The organism is Streptomyces lasalocidi (assembly GCF_005280215.1).
GTDB lineage: Bacteria > Actinomycetota > Actinomycetes > Streptomycetales > Streptomycetaceae > Streptomyces > Streptomyces longwoodensis.
The window spans coordinates 4,215,266-4,231,263 of sequence record NZ_SZNQ01000001.1 but is presented as its reverse complement, the minus strand read 5'-3'; the positions used below and the strand labels follow the sequence as shown (position 1 = coordinate 4,231,263).

Here is a 15,998-nt window from a genome sequence, read left to right as displayed (position 1 = left end):
GGCACGGGGCGTGCGCTACAGGGCGCAGCTGTCGCTGTCCACCTGCTGGTTCGCGGTGCGGCCCTTGGCGATGTCCCGCTGGATCTCGTCCGCGGTGAGCGCGTAGCCGGTGTCGGCGTCGTCGAGCGACTTCGCGAAGACCACGCCGTACACCCGGCCGTCGGGCGTCAGCAGCGGGCCGCCGGAGTTGCCCTGGCGGACGGTGGCGTACAGCGAGTACACGTCGCGGCGCACGGTGCCCCGGTGGTAGATGTCGGGACCGTTGGCCGTGATCCGGCCGCGCACCCGGGCCGCGCGCACGTCGTACGCGCCGTTCTCCGGGAAGCCGGCGACGATCGCGCCGTCCCCGCTCGAGGCGTCCTTGGTCGCGAAGCGGAGCGCGGGCGCGTGGAGGTCGGGCACGTCCAGCACGGCGATGTCGCGCTTCCAGTCGTAGAGGACGACGGTCGCGTCGTAGCGCCGGCCCTGGCCGCCTATCTGGACGGTGGGCTCGTCGACGCCGCCGACCACGTGCGCGTTGGTCATCACGCGGCGCTCGCCGAAGACGAAGCCGGTGCCCTCCAGGACCTTGCCGCAGCTCTCGGCGGTGCCCATCACCTTGACGATGGAGCGCTGCGCGCGCAGGGCCACCGGGCTGTTCGCCAGGGCCGGGTCGGGCGGCTGGACGTCGGTGATCGGCTCGTTGGAGAACGGGCTGAAGACCTGCGGGAAGCCGTTCTGCGCGAGGACGGAGGAGAAGTCGGCGAACCAGGTGTCGGCCTGGTCGGGCAGCGCCCGTGAGACGCCCAGCAGCACCTTGGAGCTGCGGACCTCCTTGCCCAGCGTGGGCAGGGTGGTGCCAGCCAGGGCGGAGCCGATCAGCCAGGCCACCAGCAGCATCGCGACGACGTTGACGAGGGCGCCGCCGGTGGCGTCCAGGGCGCGGGCCGGGGACCAGGTGATGTAGCGGCGCAGCTTGTTGCCCAGGTGGGTGGTCAGTGCCTGGCCGACGGAGGCGCAGACGATCACGATGACGACCGCGACCACGGCGGCGCTGGTGCTCACCTCGGAGTTGTCGGTGAGGGCGTCCCAGGCGACCGGCAGGAGGTAGACGGCGACGAGTCCGCCGCCGAGGAAGCCGATGACCGACAGGATGCCGACGACGAAGCCCTGGCGATAGCCGACGACCGCGAACCACACGGCAGCGACCAGCAACAGGATGTCCAGCACGTTCACCGCTTGGGGCCTCGCCTCGTCGTCTCGCCGTCGGTTCCGGTCGGCCGTGGACCCCGGAGGCGCCCCCCGGGCTGACACGGCTCGGGGGACACCCTGTCATGACCTCCAGTCGAGCGGGACCTGCTTGTCCCGGTCCCAGGGCCGCTCCCAGCCCGCGTAGTGCAGCAGGCGGTCGATGAGGCCGGCGGTGAAGCCCCACACGAGGGCCGATTCGACCAGGAATGCCGGGCCGCGGTGGCCGCTGGGGTGCACGGTGGTGGCGCGGTGGGCGGGGTCCGTGAGATCCGCCACGGGGACGGTGAAGACCCGTGCGGTCTCGTTGGGGTCCACCACCCCGACCGGGGTCGGCTCCCGCCACCAGCCCAGCACCGGGGTCACCACGAACCGGCTCACCGGGATGTACAGCTTCGGCAGCACGCCGAAGAGCTGGACGCCGGACGGATCGAGGCCGGTCTCCTCCTCGGCCTCGCGCAGGGCGGCCCGCAGCGGACCGTCGCCCTCGGGGTCGCCGTCCTCCGGGTCGAGCGCGCCGCCCGGGAACGACGGCTGGCCGGCGTGCGAGCGCAGCGAGCTGGCCCGCTCCATCAGCAGCAGCTCCGGCCCCCGCGCGCCCTCGCCGAACAGGATCAGCACCGCCGACTGCCGTCCGGTGCCGTCGCGCGGCGGCAGGAAGCGGCTCAGCTGGAGCGGCTCGACCGTCTCCACGGCCCGCACCACCGGGTCCAGCCAGTCCGGCAGGCCCTCCTTGCTCAGCATCACGTCCCGGATGTCACTCGCCCGCGTCATCTGCGCACCACCCCCCGCTCACCCCGCACAACGCCCGACGCCCCCGAGATCGTTCCTCATCCGGCCCCCAGCGGCGGTGCCGGCCGGCCGCCCGCGTCCAGGTAGGCCTGGGGCGGGTTCAGCCGCTGGCCGGGGAAGCCGCCCTTCTCGTACTTCAGCAGCTTCTTCGCCTTCTCCGGGTCCGTCTCGCCCTCGCCGTAGGCCGGGCAGAGCGGGGCGATGGGGCAGGCGCCGCAGGCCGGCTTGCGGGCGTGGCAGATGCGGCGGCCGTGCCAGATGACGTGGTGGGACAGGTCCGTCCAGTCGCTCTTGGGGAACAGCGCGCCGATCGCGGCCTCGATCTTGTCGGGGTCGGTCTCGTCGGTCCACCGGAAGCGCCGCACCAGCCGCTGGAAGTGGGTGTCCACGGTGATCCCCGGGCGCCCGAAGGCGTTGCCGAGGACGACGAAGGCGGTCTTGCGGCCGACGCCGGGCAGCTTGACCAGGTCCTCGAGCCGGCCGGGCACCTCGCCGCCGAAGTCCTCCACGAGCGCCTTGGACAGCCCTATCACCGACTTGGTCTTGGCCCGGAAGAACCCGGTGGGGCGGAGGATCTCCTCCACCTCCTCGGGGTCGGCCGCGGCCAGGTCCTCGGGGGTGGGGTACTTCGCGAAGAGGGCGGGCGTCGTCTGGTTCACGCGCAGGTCGGTGGTCTGGGCGGACAGCACCGTGGCCACGATCAGCTGGAAGGGGCTCTCGAAGTCCAGCTCCGGATGGGCGTACGGGTACACCTCGGCGAGTTCGCGGTCGATGCGCCGGGCGCGGCGGACCAGGGCCGTGCGGGACTCGCCGCCCGGCGGGCGCACTTCGACCGTCCTGGCGGCGCCGGCCTTCTTCACCGGGGCGGCCGCCTTCGCGGGCGCGGCCTTCTTCGCGGCGGCCCTCACCTTCTTGGCGGCCGCCTTCTTGACCGGAGCGGCCTTCGCCTTGACCGGAGCAGCCTTCGCCGCTTTCGTTGCTTTTGTCGTTTTTTCATCACCGCCCGGAGCCTGTTCGCCCACAGCGGAATCACGACGTACAGCCACCCGCCCAGCCCCCTTGGCCTGTGCTCTCACCGGCGTTTTGGACACCCGGCCAGCCTAGGGCCCGGCACCGACATCCGCCGTGGGGCCTAAGGATCGGCCCCCGATTGGACCCCTGCCGCGTACCCCCGGACACGTGTACGGCATCCTTGTGACAGATCACACTGTTTGGACCGTCCGGCAAAATGGGCACCACGGACCCCTGGTACACGGGTACACGGGGGGCAAGATCCCCTGAGCAGGTCGACAAGGAGAGAACTCGTGGACGACGTTCTGCGGCGCAACCCGCTCTTCGCGGCTCTCGACGACGAGCAGGCCGCGGAGCTGCGCGCCTCCATGAGTGAGGTGACCCTCGCGCGTGGCGACTCCCTGTTCCACGAGGGCGACCCGGGCGACCGGCTCTACGTCGTCACCGAGGGCAAGGTCAAGCTCCACCGCACGTCCCCGGACGGCCGGGAGAACATGCTGGCCGTCGTGGGCCCCGGCGAGCTCATCGGCGAGCTGTCGCTGTTCGACCCGGGCCCCCGTACGGCGACGGCGACCGCCCTCACCGAGGTCAAGCTGCTCGGCCTCGGCCACGGCGACCTCCAGCCCTGGCTGAACGCCCGCCCCGAGGTGGCCGCCGCCCTGCTGCGCGCGGTCGCCCGGCGCCTGCGCAAGACCAACGACGCCATGTCCGACCTGGTCTTCTCGGACGTCCCCGGGCGCGTGGCCCGCGCCCTGCTGGACCTGTCGCGCCGCTTCGGCGTGCAGTCCGAGGAGGGCATCCACGTCGTCCACGACCTCACCCAGGAGGAGCTGGCCCAGCTCGTCGGCGCCTCCCGCGAGACGGTCAACAAGGCCCTCGCCGACTTCGCCCAGCGCGGCTGGCTGCGCCTGGAGGCCCGTGCGGTGATCCTCCTGGACGTGGAACGCCTGGCCAAGCGGTCGCGGTAGCGCGCGCATGGGGCCGGGCAACGGCCCCGCCCCCATGACCGGGACACCGCAGCGGCACGCGAGGGGCCTGGACCCTCAGGGTCACATCGCTCGCGAAGGCGCCCTGACGCGGGTGCCACCCGCCTTCCGGCCGGTGGTCGCCGCGGCCCGCGAGCGGCTGCGTGACGTCCTCGGCGCGCGGCTGCACAGTGCGTACCTCTACGGCTCGGTCCCCCGCGGCACCGCACGCGTGGGGCGCAGCGACCTGGACCTGCTCGTCGCCCTCCACGAGGAGCCGACGGACACGGACCGGGAGGACCTACGGGCGGTCGAGCGGACCCTCGACGCGGAGTTCGAGCAGGTCGACGGGGTGGGGGCGCTGCTGTACAGCCGGGCACGGGTGCTCAGCGAGCTCGAGCGGTACGACCTGGGGTGGTTCGTCGCGTGCCTGTGCACGCCGCTGCTCGGTGACGACCTCGCCGCGCGCCTTCCGCGCTACCGTCCCGACAGCCTCCTCGCCCGCGAGACCAACGGCGACCTGGCGGCGCTGCTGCCGCGCTGGCGCGAGCGCATCGCCGGCGTCGCGGACACCGAGGAGGCGCGACGGCCCCTGGTCCGTTTCATGTCGCGCCACCTGGTGCGTACCGCCTTCACCCTGGTCATGCCCCGCTGGAACGGCTGGACCAGCGATCTGCGCGAGATGGCGGAGGCGTTCGGGGCGTACTACCCCGAGCGCGCCGACGAGGTCCGCGCCGCGGCGGCACGGGGACGGGAGCCGGTCGGCGATCCTGGCGTGCTGCGTTCCTACGCCGATGACCTGGGCCCCTGGCTGGCCGGGGAGTACGCACGCTTGCACGGGGTGAAGGCGCCCCGGCCCGACGGGCCGTGACGGTCCCCGTAGACCGGCGGCAGCAGGTTCAGATCAGGCCGTGTTCCCGCAGGTACTCCAGCTGGGCCCGGACCGAGAGTTCCGCCGCGGGCCACAGGGAGCGGTCGACGTCGGCGTAGACGTGGGCGACGACCTCCTCCGGGGTGCGGAAGCCGTCCTCGACGGCCGTCTCGACCTGGGCGAGGCGGTGGGCGCGGTGCGCGAGGTAGAACTCCACGGCGCCCTGGGCGTCCTCCAGGACGGGACCGTGGCCCGGCAGCACCGTGTGGACGCCGTCGTCCACGGTCAGCGACCTCAGGCGGCGCAGCGAGTCCAGGTAGTCGCCGAGACGGCCGTCGGGGTGCGCCACGACCGTCGTGCCCCGCCCGAGGATCGTGTCCCCGGTCAGCACCGCCCCATCGGCCGGGAGGTGGAAGCACAGCGAGTCGGCCGTGTGGCCCGGCGTCGGGACGACCCGCAGCTCCAGGCCGCCCACCTCGACCACGTTCCCGGCGGCCAGCCCCTCGTCCCCGAGCCGCAGCGCCGGGTCCAGGGCCCGCACCTTGGTGCCGGTCAGCCCGGCGAAGCGCGCGGCGCCCTCGGCGTGGTCGGGGTGCCCGTGCGTCAGCAGCGTCAGGGTGACGCGCTGGCCGGCCTCCTCCGCGGTGTCGATCACCCGGCGCAGGTGGCCGTCGTCCAGCGGGCCGGGGTCGACGACCACGGCGAGCGCGGAGTCCGGCTCGGACAGGATCCACGTGTTGGTGCCGTCCAGCGTCATCGCGGACGCGTTGGGCGCGAGGACGTTGACCGCGCGGGGCGTCGCGGGGCCCGACAGCACAGCGCCGCGCGGCTGGCCGGGCAGGGCGGCCGCTTCCGTCATCGGAGGGCTCCTTCCGGACGCGGGCGGATCCGGGTGGCGCGGCCGGCCGGCGGCCGCCCCGTACGGGTACACGCGTGCGCGTCGCTCATGCGGGGATCCCACCGGTCGGTGCGGTCGCTCATGCGGGGGCTCCGCCGGTCGGTGCGGTCGGGACGTGCTGGGTGAACTCGTCGTGACCCGGCCAGCTCAGCACGACCTCGTCGCCCTCCAGCCGGGCCCGGGCCAGCACCGGCGTCAGGTCACGCGCGGGTGCCGCCGCGAGCGCCTCGGCCGCGGAGCCGTACGGCGCGAGCTGGCGCAGGGTCGCGATCGTGGGCGGCATCATCACCAGCTCGCCCCGGTCGTACGACGCGGCCGCCTCGGCCGGGCGGATCCACACCGTGCGGTCCGCCTCCGTGGAGGCGTTGCGGGTGCGCTGGCCCTCGGGCAGCGCGGCCACGAAGAACCAGGTGTCGTAGCGGCGGCTCTCGAACTCGGGGGTGATCCACCGCGTCCAGGCGCCCAGCAGGTCCGAGCGCAGCACCAGGCCCCGCCGCTCCAGGAACTGAGCGAAGGACAGCTCACGGGCGACCAGCGCGGCCCGGTCGGCCTCCCAGTCGGGGCCCGTCGTGTCGCCGACCACCGTCTCGGCGGTCGGCCCGGCGAGCAGAACGCCGGCCTCCTCGTACGTCTCCCGCACGGCCGCGCACACGATCGCCTGGGCGGCCGCCTCGTCGACCCCGAGCCGCTCGGCCCACCACGCGCGCGTGGGGCCCGCCCAGCCCACGTGGTGGTCGTCGTCGCGCGGGTCGACGCCGCCGCCCGGGTACGCGTAGGCGCCCGCGGCGAAGGCCATGGAGGCGCGCCGGCGCAGCATGTGGACGACGGGACCCTCACCGGTGTCCTTCAGGAGCATGACCGTGGCGGCGCGTCTGGGCACGACCGGCTCGAGCGTGCCGTCCGCAAGCGCGCGGATGCGTTCCGGCCAGTTCGGGGGGAACCACTGCCCATTCGCCATGGCCGGAGGCTATCCCGTGGTGAGCGAATGTTCGAGAGGGGCCCGCGACCTGGGGCCGGGCGACCGGAGACCGCTCTCAGCGGCCCGCCCGGGGCCGCCGGCCCCTCTCCGTGCGCCTCAGGCCAGCTCGACCTGGATCTCGACCTCCACCGGCGCGTCCAGCGGCAGCACCGCCACGCCGACCGCGCTGCGCGCGTGCACGCCCTTGTCGCCGAGGACCTCGCCGAGGAGCTCGCTGGCGCCGTTGACCACGGCCGGCTGGCCGGTGAAGTCCGACGCGGAGGCGACGAAGCCGACGACCTTCACCACGCGCGCGATGCGGTCCAGGTCACCGGCGACCGACTTCACGGCGGCCAGGGCGTTCAGCGCGCAGGTGCGGGCCAGCTCCTTGGCCTCCTCCGGGGTGACCTCGGCCCCGACCTTGCCGGTGACCGGCAGCTTGCCCTCCACCATGGGCAGCTGGCCGGAGGTGTACACGTACGCACCCGACTGCACGGCCGGCTGGTAGGACGCGAGCGGCGGCACGACCGCCGGCAGCGTCAGGCCCAGCTCGGCGAGCCTCTCCTCGACCGCGCTCACGCCTGCTTCTCCCGCTTCAGGTAGGCCACGAGCTGCTCGGGGTTGTTCGGCCCGGGCACGACCTGGACGAGCTCCCAGCCGTCCTCGCCCCAGGTGTCCAGGATCTGCTTCGTGGCGTGGACGAGCAGCGGCACGGTTGCGTATTCCCACTTGGTCATGGGCCGACTGTAGCCGCTGGCCGGGGCCGCGCAGCGCCCCGGTCGCACCCCGCGATCGTCGTACTGTCGGCCCGGTTGTCCACAGGCTGCTGATTGGTCCCGGCGCCGAGTGGTTACGCTCGAAGACGTGAGCAGGCTCCAGGTCGTCAGCGGTAAGGGCGGGACCGGAAAGACGACGGTCGCCGCGGCCCTCGCGCTGGCCCTCGCCGAGGAGGGGAAGCGGACGCTTCTCGTCGAGGTGGAGGGCCGGCAGGGCATCGCACAGCTCTTCGAAACGGAGGCGTTGCCCTACGAGGAGCGCAAGATCGCCGTGGCCCCGGGGGGCGGCGAGGTCTTCGCGCTCGCCATAGACCCCGAACTGGCCCTTCTGGACTACCTCCAGATGTTCTACAAGCTGGGCGGCGCGGGCCGCGCCCTGAAGAAGCTCGGCGCCATCGACTTCGCCACCACCATCGCGCCGGGCGTGCGGGACGTCCTGCTGACCGGCAAGGCGTGCGAGGCCGTGCGGCGCAAGGACCGGGCCGGCCGCTTCGTGTACGACTACGTCGTCATGGACGCGCCCCCCACCGGCCGCGTCACCCGCTTCCTGAACGTCAACGACGAGGTGGCCGGGCTGGCCAGGATCGGCCCGATACACAATCAGGCGCAGGCGGTGATGCGGGTGCTGAAGTCGTCCGAGACGGCCGTGCACCTGGTGACGCTGCTGGAGGAGATGCCGGTCCAGGAGACCGCCGACGGCATCGCCGAACTGCGCGCTGCGCGGCTGCCGGTGGGCCGGGTCGTCGTCAACATGGTCCGCCCCGAGCTGCTGGGCGCGGCCGACCTGGACCTCGCGCGCACCGCCCCGCGCACGGCGATCGCCCGCTCCCTGTCCGCGGCCGGCCTCGGCGGCGCACGCCGCGGCGGCACCGCGGAGAAGCTGGTGGCCCCGCTGCTGACCCAGGCCGAGGAGTACGCCGAGCGGTACGCGCTGGAGCAGGAGCAGCGCGCGGTGCTGGGCGAGCTGGGCCTGCCGCTGCACGAGCTGCCGCTCCTCGCCGAGGGCATGGACCTGGCGGGTCTGTACGAATTGGCCACCGAGCTGCGGAAGCAGGGGATCGCATGAGTCCGGACCCGGCCGCCACCCAGGAGCGCCGTCTCGGCCCCGCGCGGGTGCTCGACGTCGACCCGCTGCTCGACGACCCGGACACCCGGATCGTGGTGTGCTGCGGCTCGGGCGGGGTCGGCAAGACGACGACCGCGGCGGCGCTCGGGCTGCGCGCGGCCGAGCGCGGGCGGAAGGTGGTCGTGCTCACCATCGACCCGGCCCGCCGGCTCGCCCAGTCCATGGGCATCGACTCCCTGGACAACACCCCGCGCCGGGTGAAGGGCGTCGAGGGGGACGGCGAGCTGCACGCCATGATGCTCGACATGAAGCGCACCTTCGACGAGATCGTCGAGGCGCACGCGGACCCGGAGCGGGCGGCCGCCATCCTCGGCAACCCCTTCTACCAGTCGCTCTCGGCGGGCTTCGCGGGCACGCAGGAGTACATGGCGATGGAGAAGCTGGGGCAGCTGCGGGCCAAGGAGGAGTGGGACCTCATCGTGGTCGACACGCCCCCGTCCCGCTCGGCGCTGGACTTCCTCGACGCGCCGAAGCGGCTGGGGTCCTTCCTGGACGGCAAGCTGATCCGGGTGCTGCTGGCGCCCGCCAAGGTCGGCGGCCGCGCGGGGATGAAGTTCCTCAACGTCGGGATGTCGATGATGGCCGGCGTCCTGGGCAAGGTGCTGGGCGGTCAGCTGCTGAAGGACGTGCAGACGTTCGTGGCGGCGATGGACTCGATGTTCGGCGGCTTCCGCACGCGCGCGGACGCCACCTACAAGCTGCTCCAGGCGCCCGGGACGGCGTTCCTGGTGGTGGCGGCGCCCGAGCGGGACGCGCTGCGGGAGGCGGCGTACTTCGTGGAGCGGCTGGCCGCGGAGGACATGCCGCTGGCGGGCCTGGTGCTCAACCGGGTCCACGGCAGCGGGGCCACGCAGCTGTCGGCCGAGCGGGCGCTGGACGCCGCGGAAAATCTTGCGGACGCCCGCATTGTCGATCAGGACGACGGGAAAGCTGGTCTTCGTAACTCTCCCGAAACGTACGGCAGTTCAGGAACCACCACGTCATCCGGCCCGTCCGGGTCCGGGGCCGCCCCCACGGCATCCGACGACCCGTCCGGGACCGACCCGTTCGGGACGACACCGGCTCCCGGTGGCGACCGTGGTGACGGCGACGACGGCGGCGACGGCGCCTCTGCCGAGGAGCGGCCGGTCGACCAGCTCACCGCGGGTCTGCTGCGGCTGCACGCCGAGCGCATGCACCTGCTCTCGCGGGAGCAGCGCACGCGTGACCGCTTCACCGCGCTCCACCCGGAGGTGGCGGTGGCCGAAGTGGCCGCCCTCCCCGGCGATGTGCACGACCTGGCGGGCCTGCGGGACATCGGCAACCGGCTCGCGGACAACCGCCCGGAACTGCCGGGGCCGGCCGGGGCCTGACCCGACACGCCGGGCGACCGTCGGTGAACACGCCTGGGGGACGGCCGTGAAGGCGCCCTGGGGACGGCGCCTCGACACACGGCGTCACCGAGGTGACGGGCGGTCGGCCGGGTGACGCGGAGGCCGTAGGGCCCACCGCGGCCGCGGTGACCGCCGCGGCCGTGTCAGCCCACGGCCGCGTAGTTCTCGTACACCTGGTCGTCGTCGAGCGGCACGATGCCCACGCCGCGCTCGTACTCCGTACGCGCCGTCTCCAGCAGGCGCCGCCACGAGGTGACGGTCGGCCGCCGGCGCAGCAGGGCGCGGCGCTCGCGCTCCGTCATGCCTCCCCACACACCGAACTCCACACGGTTGTCGAGCGCGTCGGCCAGACATTCGGTGCGCACCGGGCAGCCCGTGCACACCGCCTTGGCCCTGTTCTGCGCTGCTCCCTGAACGAACAGTTCATCCGGATCGGTAGTGCGGCAGGCAGCCTGCGCACTCCAGTCGGTAACCCAGCCCATACCGGCGCCGTCCTCTCCCGAATCGAGGCTCCCCCACGGCGGCAAGCGGCATATTCACCGCCGCCAGTTGAGGACGTTACGGAAGGTGGGCGCAGCGCAACACCCCCTCCGGGCCCAATCTTGAATGGCCCGAACGGACTATGGGTAAGCGGCAGATCACCCGGGGGAGTGAGCCCACGACATGCGCGACCATCCCGGCGAAGCGGGACATTTCCAGTGCGTCACACCGGACGCGGGATGACACAGAAGGCGGATTCGGACACGCCCCCACCAAGAAATCGGGGAACCTCCGGAACGATTCGGGGTCGCCGGACGTATTGATACGTAGCCCTGCTGCTGTGACAGTTGCAAGCAGCTTAGGCCAAGGCATATACGCGTGTCCGGCGAATGAGAACGTAGGCTGCCCCTATGCCAAAGAAGCGCTCGGGCGGTGGCCTGTCCACCACGCAGCAGGCCGCCAAGTTCCTCGGTGTCAGTGTGCTCGCGGGAGCGGTGCTGGCCGGCATCGCGCTGCCCGCGGTGGGCGCGCTGGGGCTGGTCGCCAAGGGTTCCGTCGAGTCCTTCGACGAACTCCCGGCCAACCTCAAGACGCCGCCGCTGAGCCAGCGCACCTCGATCCTGGACGCCAACGGCCACCAGATCGCCTCGGTCTACTCGCGCGACCGCACCGTGGTGCCGCTGAAGAGCATCTCGCCGTACCTGCAGAAGGCGATCGTCGCGATCGAGGACTCGCGCTTCTACGAGCACGGCGCGGTCGACCTCAAGGGCATCCTGCGCGCGCTGAACAAGAACGCCCAGAGCGGCGGTGTCAGCCAGGGCGCCTCGACACTCACCCAGCAGTACGTCAAGAACGTCTTCATCGAGGAGGCCGGCGACGACCCGACGAAGGTCGCCGAGGCCACCCAGCAGACCCTCGGCCGCAAGATCCGCGAACTGAAGTACGCGATCCAGGTCGAGGAGGAGCTGGGCAAGAAGAAGATCCTCGAGAACTACCTGAACATCACCTTCTTCGGTGAGCAGGCCTACGGCGTGGAGGCGGCCTCCCAGCGCTACTTCTCCCAGCACGCCAAGGACCTGACCCTTCCGCAGGCGGCACTGCTGGCGGGCATCGTCCAGTCCCCCACCTTCTACGACCCGATGAACGAACCCGAGCAGGCCACCGAGCGACGAAACGTCGTGCTGGAGCGCATGGCCGAGCTCGGGGACGTCTCCCAGGCGGAAGCCGACGCGGCGAAGAAGACCCCGCTCGGCCTGAAGGCCACCCAGCCGAAGAACGGCTGCATCACCGCGACCAAGGGCGCCAGTTTCTTCTGCAAGTACGTCGAGAAGGTGTTCCTGGGCGACCCGGTCTTCGGCCGGACCAGGGAGGAGCGGGCCAAGATCTGGAACCAGGGCGGCCTGACCATCCGCACGACCCTCGAGCCGCAGGCCCAGGAGTCGGTGCAGGAGTCGCTCAAGGACCACGTCTACAAGTCGGACAAGGTCGCCGCGGCCGCCACGCTGGTCGAGCCCGGCACCGGCAAGATCCTGGCGATGGGCCAGTCCAAGCCGTACGGCTACGGCAAGAACGAGACCGAGATCAACTACTCGGTGGGCTCCGACCGGGGCGGCTCGAACTTCGGCTTCCCGACTGGTTCGACGTTCAAGCCGTTCGTGGCCGCGGCCGCGCTGGAGCAGGGCCGCCCGCCCACCCAGGAGTACTCCTCGCCGTACCAGATGGAGTACCCGAGCCCGGTCCAGACGTGCGACGGCAAGCAGTGGGTCAACACCGAAAGCGCCCGCCTGGAGAACGAGAGCGAGTCGGAGCACGGCCCGTACCGACTGCAAGAGGCGATGGCCAAATCGGTCAACACCTACTTCGTGCAGATGATCTCCGACATCGGCCTGTGCCCGGTGATGAAGATGACCGACGGGCTGCACGTGGTGCAGGGCAACGGCGACCGGCTGCCCCAGGTCCCCGCGATCGCGCTCGGCTCCAAGGGCATCTCGCCGCTGACCATGGCCTCGGCGTACGCGGCCTTCGCCTCGCGCGGCATGTACTGCACGCCGGTCGCCATCGAGTCGATCACGCAGAAGGTCGGTGACCAGCAGAAGTCGCTGGAGGTCCCGAAGTCCACCTGCTCGCGCGCGATGAGCGAGAAGACCGCGGACACCATCAACACCCTGCTCCAGGGCGTGATCGACTCCGGTACCGGTCAGGCGGCGGGCCTGAAGGACCGCGACAACGCCGGCAAGACGGGTACGACCGACTCCCGCAAGAACGCCTGGTTCGTCGGCTACACGCCGACCCTCTCCGGCGCCGTGTGGGTCGGCAGCGCCACCCAGAAGGTGGAGATGACCGACATCACCATCGGCGGCCGGTACCACGCCCAGGTCTACGGCGGTGACACGCCCGGCCCGATCTGGAAGGACGCCATGGCCGGCGCCCTGGAGGGCAAGGACTCCGGAAACTTCCACACCGTCCACCTCCCGAACGACAAGAAGGACGGCGACGAGGGCGACGGCGACGGGAACGGGAACGACAACGGCGGCGACGACAACGGCAACGGTGACGGCGGCGGCTTCATCGGCGGGTTCCTGAACGGCGGCACGGGCGACGGCGGCAACGGAGGCCCCGCCCCGACGGTCTCCTTCCCGGACAACCTGTTCCAGGGGCAGGGCAACGGGGGGCACGGGAACGGGACCGGTGGGCGGCGCTGAAGCGCCGGTGACGGCGTGACGGTGTCTCCGTGACGTTGTTGTCCTGGTGGTGAGACGGGAACGGCCCCTGCTCCGGTGAGCAGGGGCCGTTCGTCCGTCGGGGTCGGCGTCGTACGTCGTGCGCGGGCGGGGTTATCCGACGGCGCCGGGGTCAGCGTCGTACGCGGGCGGGGTGGCCCGCCGACGTCGGGGTCGACGTCATGCGCGAGCGGGGTGACCCGACGGCGCCGGGGTCAACGTCGTACGCGGGCGGGGTGACCCGCCGACGTCGAGGTTGGCGTCGTACGCGGACCGGATGGCCCGCCGACGTCGGGGTCAGCCGGCGAGGAGCTTCTTCACCGCGGCGGCGACGCGGCCGCCCTCGGCCTGACCAGCCACCTTCGGGTTCACGATCTTCATGACGGCGCCCATGGCCCGGGGCCCCTCGGCGCCGCCGGCCTTGGCCTCCTCGACGGCCTGGGCCACGATCGCGTTCAGCTCGTCGTCGCTCAGCTGCTTGGGCAGGTACGCGGCGAGCACCTCACCCTCGGCCTGCTCCCGCTCGGCCTGCTCGGGCCGGCCGCCCTGGGCGAAGGCGTCGGCGGCCTCACGGCGCTTCTTCGCCTCCTTGGTGATCACCTTCAGGACGTCGTCGTCGGAGAGCTCACGCTTCTCCTTGCCGGCGACCTCCTCCTTGGTGATCGCGGCGAGCGTCAGCCGGAGCGTCGAGGAGCGGAGCTCGTTGCGCTCCTTGATCGCGGCGTTGAGGTCTTCCTGCAGCTTCGACTTGAGCGTGGTCATGTCGTCGATTGTCGCAGGTGCGGGAGGGGGGCCGCCCGCGGATTTCGCGGGCGGGGTGACGCCGCGGATGCCTTGGAGGGTCGAACCGGGGTCGTGGCCGCCGGTGCACCGTCACGACCCACCCCACCCCCGGGTCTGAGACGATGGACGCATGCGCGCGCGATACAAAATCCCCCTGGGAATCACGGCGGTTGGCGCCGCCGGTCTGGTGTACGCGGCGGGTTTCGAGGCCCGCTCCTTCCGCCTGCGCCGGGTGACGGTCCCGGTGCTGCCCCCGGGCATGCGCCCCCTGCGCGTCCTGCAGGTCTCCGACATCCACATGGTGAGCGGCCAGCGCAAGAAGCAGCGCTGGCTGCGTTCGCTGGCGGGCCTGCGTCCGGACTTCGTGATCAACACGGGCGACAACCTGTCGGACCCGGAGGGCGTGCCCGAGGTGCTGGACGCGCTCGGCCCGCTGATGGAGTTCCCCGGGGCGTACGTCTTCGGCTCGAACGACTACTACGGCCCCACGCTGCGCAACCCGGGGCGCTACCTGCTGGAGAAGCTCAGCGGCCGGCACGGCCTGAACGGCAACCCGCCGGTCGTCGGCGCGGTCCACAACCCGTGGGAGGACCTGCGCGACGGCTTCGACGCGGGGGGCTGGCTCAACCTGACGAACACGCGGGGCGTGCTGAAGGTCGACGGCGTGGCGGTGGAGCTGACGGGTGTGGACGACCCGCACATCAAGCGGGACCGGTACGAGCGGGTCGCGGGCGGCCCGTCCGGCTCGGCGGACTTCTCGATGGGCGTGGTGCACGCGCCGTACCTGCGGGCGCTGGACGCGTTCACGGCGGACGACTACCCGCTGGTCCTGGCCGGCCACACGCACGGCGGCCAGCTGTGCATCCCGTTCTACGGCGCCCTGGTCACCAACTGCGACCTGGACACGGACCGGGTGAAGGGCCTGTCCACGCACACGGCGGAGGGCAGGACTGCGTACCTGCACGTCTCGGCGGGCTGCGGGACGAGCCGGTACACCCCGGTACGGTTCGCGTGCCCGCCGGAGGCGACGTTGCTGACGCTGGTGGGGCGGGAGTAGCGGCAGGGGCGGTCGTTCACTGCGCTCGGCTGCACGCGGCTCCACCTGCTTCCGCTCTGCTTCCGCTTTTGCTTCACTCGAACGGTGCCCCCCTATAGCCGTTGATGCCCCTTTTGCCTAGCTTGGGGGCATGACGGCACCGATACCCAGGGACATCCCGGAGCTGCCGGCGATCCCCCGCACGCACGCGCTGATCCCCTCCTACGTCCCCGCGGCGGCGGTGGTGGCCCCGGTCCGGCGCCCCCTGGTGGGGGTGTTCCGCCTGCTGATCGCGGGCCTGGCGGCGGCGACGGTGGCCCTGACCCTGCTCCTGGGGAGTCCCGTACGGGTACTGAGCCACTTCGCGGTGCAGAGCACGATCCTGCTGGCGCTGGTGACGGCGGCGTCGGCACGGCGGGCCTGGACGGCCCGTAAACCGCTCCCGTCGGCGCTGACGGGAGCGGTACTGCTCTACACGGTGATGACGGCGCTGGTGGACCACCTGCTCCTGTCGGACAGGACCCCGCCGTTCTCGGTGACGACCCCGGGCACGGCACCGACGGGCTGGCACCAGCTGGCGGACGTCCTCCTGCACACGGTGGTCCCGGCGGCGGCGGTCCTGGACTGGCTGCTGCTGACGGCACCGGGCGCGCTGCGGTTGCGGCAGGCGGCGTCGTGGCTGGTGTACCCGGCGCTGTACCTGGTGTTCACGCTGGCGAGAGGGGCGCTGGGACTGCCGGGCACGGTGGCGGCGAAGGGTGAGAAGGGGACGCGGTACCTCTACCCCTTCCTGGACGTGGCCGCCCACGGTTACCGGCACGTCCTGGCCAACGCCCTCCTCCTCGGCCTGGCCTTCTACGCCCTCGCCCTCGCCCTGGTAGCCCTGGACCACGCCCGCCCGAACCCCACCCGTCACCGCACCAAAACCGGATTTCGTCTCCAGCCTCCGGTGGGCTAAAGTAAACGACGTCGCCGCGCGAGC

General features: G+C 72.1%; 16 protein-coding genes. 7 read left to right on the top strand and 9 right to left on the bottom strand.

Annotated features, from left to right (window positions below):
* Nucleotides 1-15 precede the first annotated feature (15 nt).
* The 3 genes from E4U91_RS19055 to nth form a co-directional block, all read right to left on the bottom strand.
* Nucleotides 16-1,215 (bottom strand): MarP family serine protease, encoded by a 1,200-nt coding sequence (locus E4U91_RS19055; protein ID WP_137307977.1) that lies wholly within the window; start codon nucleotides 1,213-1,215, stop codon nucleotides 16-18.
* A gap of 96 nt (nucleotides 1,216-1,311) precedes the next feature.
* Entirely contained in the window at nucleotides 1,312-2,001 is a 690-nt protein-coding gene (locus E4U91_RS19050) for an NUDIX hydrolase (RefSeq protein WP_174867826.1), read from the bottom strand.
* A 56-nt stretch (nucleotides 2,002-2,057) separates the two neighbouring features.
* The gene (gene nth, locus E4U91_RS19045; RefSeq protein ID WP_137307976.1) at nucleotides 2,058-3,041 is read right to left on the bottom strand and encodes an endonuclease III; all 984 of its coding nucleotides are present in this window, start codon (nucleotides 3,039-3,041) and stop codon (nucleotides 2,058-2,060) included.
* Between the two features lie 282 nt (nucleotides 3,042-3,323).
* On the opposite strand from nth, the gene E4U91_RS19040 reads away from it, so the two are divergent.
* On the top strand, nucleotides 3,324-3,998 hold the full coding sequence (locus E4U91_RS19040; protein WP_029382547.1) for a Crp/Fnr family transcriptional regulator: 675 nt from the start codon (nucleotides 3,324-3,326) through the stop codon (nucleotides 3,996-3,998).
* A gap of 34 nt (nucleotides 3,999-4,032) precedes the next feature.
* A complete protein-coding gene (locus E4U91_RS19035; RefSeq protein ID WP_137307975.1) occupies nucleotides 4,033-4,866 on the top strand; it encodes a nucleotidyltransferase domain-containing protein in 834 nt (277 codons plus the stop codon).
* Nucleotides 4,867-4,894: 28 nt separating this feature from the next.
* Here the strand turns inward: E4U91_RS19035 and E4U91_RS19030 are convergent, their stop codons facing one another.
* The 4 genes from E4U91_RS19030 to E4U91_RS19015 form a co-directional block, all read right to left on the bottom strand.
* A complete protein-coding gene (locus E4U91_RS19030; protein WP_137307974.1) occupies nucleotides 4,895-5,725 on the bottom strand; it encodes an MBL fold metallo-hydrolase in 831 nt (276 codons plus the stop codon).
* A gap of 118 nt (nucleotides 5,726-5,843) precedes the next feature.
* Nucleotides 5,844-6,722, bottom strand: coding sequence for an NUDIX hydrolase (locus E4U91_RS19025; protein WP_137307973.1), 879 nt, complete (start codon nucleotides 6,720-6,722; stop codon nucleotides 5,844-5,846).
* Nucleotides 6,723-6,839: 117 nt separating this feature from the next.
* Complete coding sequence (locus E4U91_RS19020; protein ID WP_137307972.1) at nucleotides 6,840-7,301, bottom strand: RidA family protein; 462 nt, start codon at nucleotides 7,299-7,301, stop codon at nucleotides 6,840-6,842.
* Complete coding sequence (locus E4U91_RS19015) at nucleotides 7,298-7,459, bottom strand: Sp36 family protein (RefSeq protein WP_003975360.1); 162 nt, start codon at nucleotides 7,457-7,459, stop codon at nucleotides 7,298-7,300. Before E4U91_RS19015 ends, E4U91_RS19020 begins: the two co-directional genes overlap by 4 nt.
* Nucleotides 7,460-7,586: 127 nt before the next feature.
* Between E4U91_RS19015 and bagA the strand changes: the two genes are divergently transcribed.
* Nucleotides 7,587-8,564 (top strand): ATPase BagA, encoded by a 978-nt coding sequence (gene bagA, locus E4U91_RS19010; RefSeq protein WP_137307971.1) that lies wholly within the window; start codon nucleotides 7,587-7,589, stop codon nucleotides 8,562-8,564.
* Nucleotides 8,561-9,976 carry an ATPase BagB gene (gene bagB, locus E4U91_RS19005; RefSeq protein WP_137307970.1) on the top strand — a complete coding sequence of 472 codons (1,416 nt, stop codon included), beginning with the start codon at nucleotides 8,561-8,563 and terminating at the stop codon, nucleotides 9,974-9,976. The genes bagA and bagB overlap by 4 nt, the downstream gene beginning before the upstream one ends.
* Nucleotides 9,977-10,140: 164 nt before the next feature.
* Here bagB and wblA read toward each other — a convergent pair whose 3' ends face one another.
* Nucleotides 10,141-10,479 (bottom strand): transcriptional regulator WblA, encoded by a 339-nt coding sequence (gene wblA, locus E4U91_RS19000; protein ID WP_137310897.1) that lies wholly within the window; start codon nucleotides 10,477-10,479, stop codon nucleotides 10,141-10,143.
* A gap of 408 nt (nucleotides 10,480-10,887) precedes the next feature.
* Between wblA and E4U91_RS18990 the strand changes: the two genes are divergently transcribed.
* Nucleotides 10,888-13,179, top strand: coding sequence for a transglycosylase domain-containing protein (locus tag E4U91_RS18990; RefSeq protein ID WP_137307969.1), 2,292 nt, complete (start codon nucleotides 10,888-10,890; stop codon nucleotides 13,177-13,179).
* Nucleotides 13,180-13,494: 315 nt separating this feature from the next.
* Here the strand turns inward: E4U91_RS18990 and E4U91_RS18985 are convergent, their stop codons facing one another.
* Complete coding sequence (locus E4U91_RS18985; RefSeq protein WP_137307968.1) at nucleotides 13,495-13,959, bottom strand: GatB/YqeY domain-containing protein; 465 nt, start codon at nucleotides 13,957-13,959, stop codon at nucleotides 13,495-13,497.
* A gap of 151 nt (nucleotides 13,960-14,110) precedes the next feature.
* Between E4U91_RS18985 and E4U91_RS18980 the strand changes: the two genes are divergently transcribed.
* Entirely contained in the window at nucleotides 14,111-15,037 is a 927-nt protein-coding gene (locus E4U91_RS18980) for a metallophosphoesterase (protein ID WP_137307967.1), read from the top strand.
* Between the two features lie 130 nt (nucleotides 15,038-15,167).
* The gene (locus E4U91_RS18975) at nucleotides 15,168-15,974 is read left to right on the top strand and encodes a Pr6Pr family membrane protein (RefSeq protein ID WP_137307966.1); all 807 of its coding nucleotides are present in this window, start codon (nucleotides 15,168-15,170) and stop codon (nucleotides 15,972-15,974) included.
* Nucleotides 15,975-15,998: the final 24 nt, after the last annotated feature.